General features: G+C 71.0%; 3 protein-coding genes. All 3 read left to right on the top strand.

Annotated features, from left to right (window positions below):
• Positions 1-125: 125 nt before the first annotated feature.
• Complete coding sequence (locus AC08OJ_RS18890) at positions 126-1,709, top strand: leucyl aminopeptidase (RefSeq protein ID WP_476596441.1); 1,584 nt, start codon at positions 126-128, stop codon at positions 1,707-1,709.
• Positions 1,710-2,005: 296 nt separating this feature from the next.
• On the top strand, positions 2,006-3,388 hold the full coding sequence (lpdA, locus tag AC08OJ_RS18885) for a dihydrolipoyl dehydrogenase (RefSeq protein ID WP_476594601.1): 1,383 nt from the start codon (positions 2,006-2,008) through the stop codon (positions 3,386-3,388).
• Positions 3,389-3,530: 142 nt separating this feature from the next.
• Positions 3,531-4,189: biotin/lipoyl-containing protein (locus AC08OJ_RS18880; RefSeq protein ID WP_476596440.1), on the top strand; the 659-nt coding region annotated here is incomplete at its 3' end.

The raw sequence follows: 4,189 nt of genomic DNA, 5'->3' as shown, positions 1-4,189 counted from the left end.
TGCGGAAAACAAGCCTAGTATGCAGGCCGGCACCGGCCGAAACGACCGCGGGCCTGGCCTCCGGCCACCCGCCGGTGGCGTCCGGATCACCGCCGGGAAGACGTCCCGTTCAATACGCTCACTGCATGACCACCATCGTGCCCAGTACCGCCGCTCTCGCCGATCTCGATGTGGACGCGGTGGTGATCGGCACCGCCACCGGCAACGAGGGGCTCCTCGTGACCGGGGGCGCGGCGGACCTGGACACCGCGCTCGGCGGCCGGCTGACGGAGGTGCTTGCCTCGCTGGGTGCGACCGGCAAGGCCGGCGAAACGGTCCGCTTCGCCACCCTCGGTGCCGTGCCCTGCACGACGGTCCTCGCGGTCGGGCTGGGCCCCCTCGCCACGTCGTCCACGCCGATGTCGTCCACGCCGATCGACACCGAGGCACTACGCCGGGCGTCCGGGGTCGCGGTGCGCTCCCTCGCCGGGACCGCGCGGGTGGCCGTCGCTCTGGCGGCCGCGCCGGGCGCGGTCACGCCGGAGTCGGTGCGGGCCGTGACCGAAGGCGCGTTGCTCGGCACCTACTCCTATGACGGGCTGCGCACCACGTCAGCGAACGGCCGCCCACGCCCCGTCGAGGAGCTGACGCTGCTCGTTGACGAGCGGAGCCTCCCGACGGCGGAAGAGGAACTGCGCCAGGCCGTCATCATCACGGATGCGGTCACCCTGGTCCGCGATCTGGTGAACACTCCGCCGAGCCATCTGTCCCCCGCCCTGTTCGCCGACATCGCCGTCGAGCGGGCCACCGCCGCCGGCGTGACAGTCGAGGTCCTCGACGAGGTGACGCTCGCCGAGGGCGGCTTCGGAGGCCTGCTCGGTGTCGGCCAGGGATCCGCGAATCCGCCGCGGCTGGTGCGGCTGGAATGGCGCGGCGGTGGATCCGAGCGGCCGGCGCTGGCGCTGGTCGGCAAGGGCATCACCTTCGATTCCGGGGGATTGTCCCTGAAGCCGTCGACATCCATGGAATGGATGAAGACCGACATGGCGGGCGCGGCCGCGGTGCTCGGCACCGTCATCGCCGCGGCCCGGCTCAAGCTCCCGATCACTCTCACCGGCTGGATGCCCTGCGCGGAGAACATGCCCTCGGGCGACGCGATCCGTCCCTCCGACGTTCTCACCCTGCGCGGCGGCACCCGGGTGGAGGTGCTCAACACCGACGCCGAGGGCCGGCTGATGCTCGCCGACGCCCTCGTCCGCGCCAACGAGGAGTCACCGGACCTGATCGTGGACGTGGCCACCCTGACCGGCGCACAGATTGTCGCCCTCGGCCACCGGACGAGCGGGCTGATGGGTCGTGCGGCCGCGGTGGACGCGGTCGCGGCGGCGGCCGCCGCCGCCGGCGAAAGCGTCTGGCCGATGCCCCTTCCGCCGGATCTGCGCAAGGGACTGGACTCAACAGTGGCCGACATCGCCAACGTGCCACCGGGAGGCAACCGGGATGGCGGCATGCTGGTCGCCGCGCACTTCCTCGCCTCGTTCGTCCCCGAGAAGGTGTCCTGGGCGCACATCGACATCGCCGGTCCCTCCTGGAACGGTGGAGAGCCCTACGGCCACACCCCCAAGGGGGGGACCGGCATGATCGTACGCACGCTCGTCCAGCTGGCGCAGGACCGCGCGGCGATGGTGGCCTCCCCCGGTTCGGCCACCGGTTCCCCGGCTGAGAGCTGACCTGCGGAGGAAGGTAGGTACACAACGGTTGCTGGCGCATCGCGCAATGCAGCACACTCACGCCCATCCGAGCGGCAGTGGACGCACGACGTGAAAGACTGGCATCCGGTCGCCGTGGCTAGGCGAGTCGTGGCCTGACACTCCTGCTTCGGCGGCCGCGCTCAGCGGCGGGAACGCCGTCGGGAGCGGCGGCCAACCGCGCCACCGGCTTCGCCGCCGAGCGTAGCGGGCACTACGAGTAACGCTCTCAGCACCACCAGCAAGACCTCAGGATTCAACGAGAAGGGACCCCTGGCGTGACGAATTCAGCGGCCGGTCCCGTCGACCTGGTCATCCTCGGTGGCGGCAGCGGCGGATACGCCGCCGCGCTGCGCGCCGCGGAACTCGACCTGAGCGTCGTTCTGATCGAGAAGGACAAGCTCGGCGGCACCTGCCTGCACCGAGGTTGCATCCCGACCAAGGCGCTGCTGCATTCGGCGGAGATCGTTGACAACATCAACGAAAGCGAGGCCTTCGGGGTTCGCTCGACCCTCGACGGCATCGACATGGCCACGGTCAACTCCTACAAGGACTCGGTCGTCGCCGGGCTCTTCAAGGGGCTGACCGGCCTGATCAAGTCCCGGGGGATCGAGGTCGTCGAGGGATTCGGCCGGCTGGTCTCCCCGACCGCCGTGGCCGTCGGAGACCGGGTCATCGAGGGGCGGCACGTCCTGCTCGCGACCGGTTCGTACTCCAAGACCCTGCCCGGCCTGGACATCGACCACGACAAGGTCATCACCAGCGATGACGCCTTGACCCTCGACCGTGTGCCGGCCTCCGCGGTGGTACTGGGCGCCGGGGCCATCGGATGCGAGTTCGCCTCCGTCTGGCGGTCCTACGGGGCCGAGGTGACCATCGTCGAGGCGCTGCCGCACCTCGTCCCGCTCGAGGACGAGTCCAGCTCCAAGCTGCTGAAGCGCGCCTTCCGCAAGCGCGGCATCAAGCAGCATCTCGGCGCGCGGTTCTCCGGGGTGAAGTCCACCGACCAAGGCGTGACGGTGTCCCTCGAGAACGGGACCACCATCGAGGCCGAACTGCTGCTCGTCGCAGTCGGTCGTGGACCGGTCTCGGAAGGTCTCGGCTACGAGGAGGTCGGCATCGCGACCGACCGCGGCTACGTGCTGGTCGACCGTCAGCTGCGCACGAACATTCCGACCGTGTCCGCGCTGGGCGACCTGCGGCCCGGGCTCCAGCTCGCCCACGTCGGCTTCGCCGAAGGCATCTTCGTCGCAGAGCAGCTCGCCGGGCTGGGCCCGGTGCCGGTCGACTACGACAACGTTCCGCGGGTCACCTACTCCCATCCGGAGGTGGCCTCGGTCGGCCTGACCGCCGCGGTCGCCAGGGAGCGGTACGGCGAGATCAAGACGGTCACCTACAACCTGGCGGGCAACGGCAAGTCCCAGATCCTCAGGACCTCCGGTGCGGTCACTCTGATCGCGGTCCCCGATGGTCCGGTGGTGGGCGTGCACATGGTCGGCGACCGGGTCGGCGAGCTCATCGCCGAGGCTCAGCTCATCACCAACTGGGAGGCGTTCCCCGCCGAGGTCGCCCAGCTCATCCACCCGCATCCCACGCTGTCCGAGGCTCTCGGCGAGGCGCATCTGGCGCTGGCCGGCAAGCCCCTTCACGTCCACGGTTAGCGGGCACCGCCCTGGATCGTGCCTGCCCCGCGCCACCCCCGCGGCCCGATCCGCCCAGGATGCAGGCCACGCCAAGCATGAGCGCCTCCGGCCGGCCGCCCGCGCGGTGCAGATGCCGGACGCGACGAAGGAGTCGTTCCGCATGTCTGTATCTGTCAGAATGCCCCGGCTCGGGGAGAGTGTCTCCGAGGGAACCGTCACACGGTGGCTGAAGCAGGAGGGTGAACGCGTCAAGGCCGACGAGCCACTGCTCGAGGTCAGCACCGACAAGGTCGACACCGAGATCCCCGCCCCCGCCTCCGGTGTCGTCAGCTCGATCAAGGTCGCCGAGGATGAGACCGTCGAGGTCGGCGTCGAGCTCGCGGTGATCGACAACGGGTCCGCGGGTGGCGGCGCCGCACCGGCGCAGGCCGCGCAGGCGCCCGCGGCGCCGGAACCCGAGCCGGCGCCGGAACCCGTGAAGCCGGCTGCCGCGGCGCCTCCGCCTACTCCGACGCCCGCACCCGCACCCGCTTCGACACCCGCTCCGACGCCCACGCCGGCACCGGCGTTCGCTCGTCAGCCGGAGCCCACCCCGGTCCCGGCCCAGATCCCGGCCGCCGCCAACGGGAACGGCGACGGCATCGGTCGCTACGTCACTCCGCTCGTGCGCAAGATGGCCGCCGAGCTCAGCGTGGACCTGGGGACCGTGGCGGGAACCGGGCCGGGTGGACGTGTCACCAAGCAGGACATCCAGGACGCCGCCCGGTCGCGGGACGCGGCTCCCGCAGCGCAGGAGACTCCCGCGGCCCACCCCACAGC

The organism is Frankia sp. CgKIO3, assembly GCF_977946435.1.
Note: the sequence above shows the minus strand (reverse complement) of the source record. Positions and strands in the feature narration are given on the sequence as shown.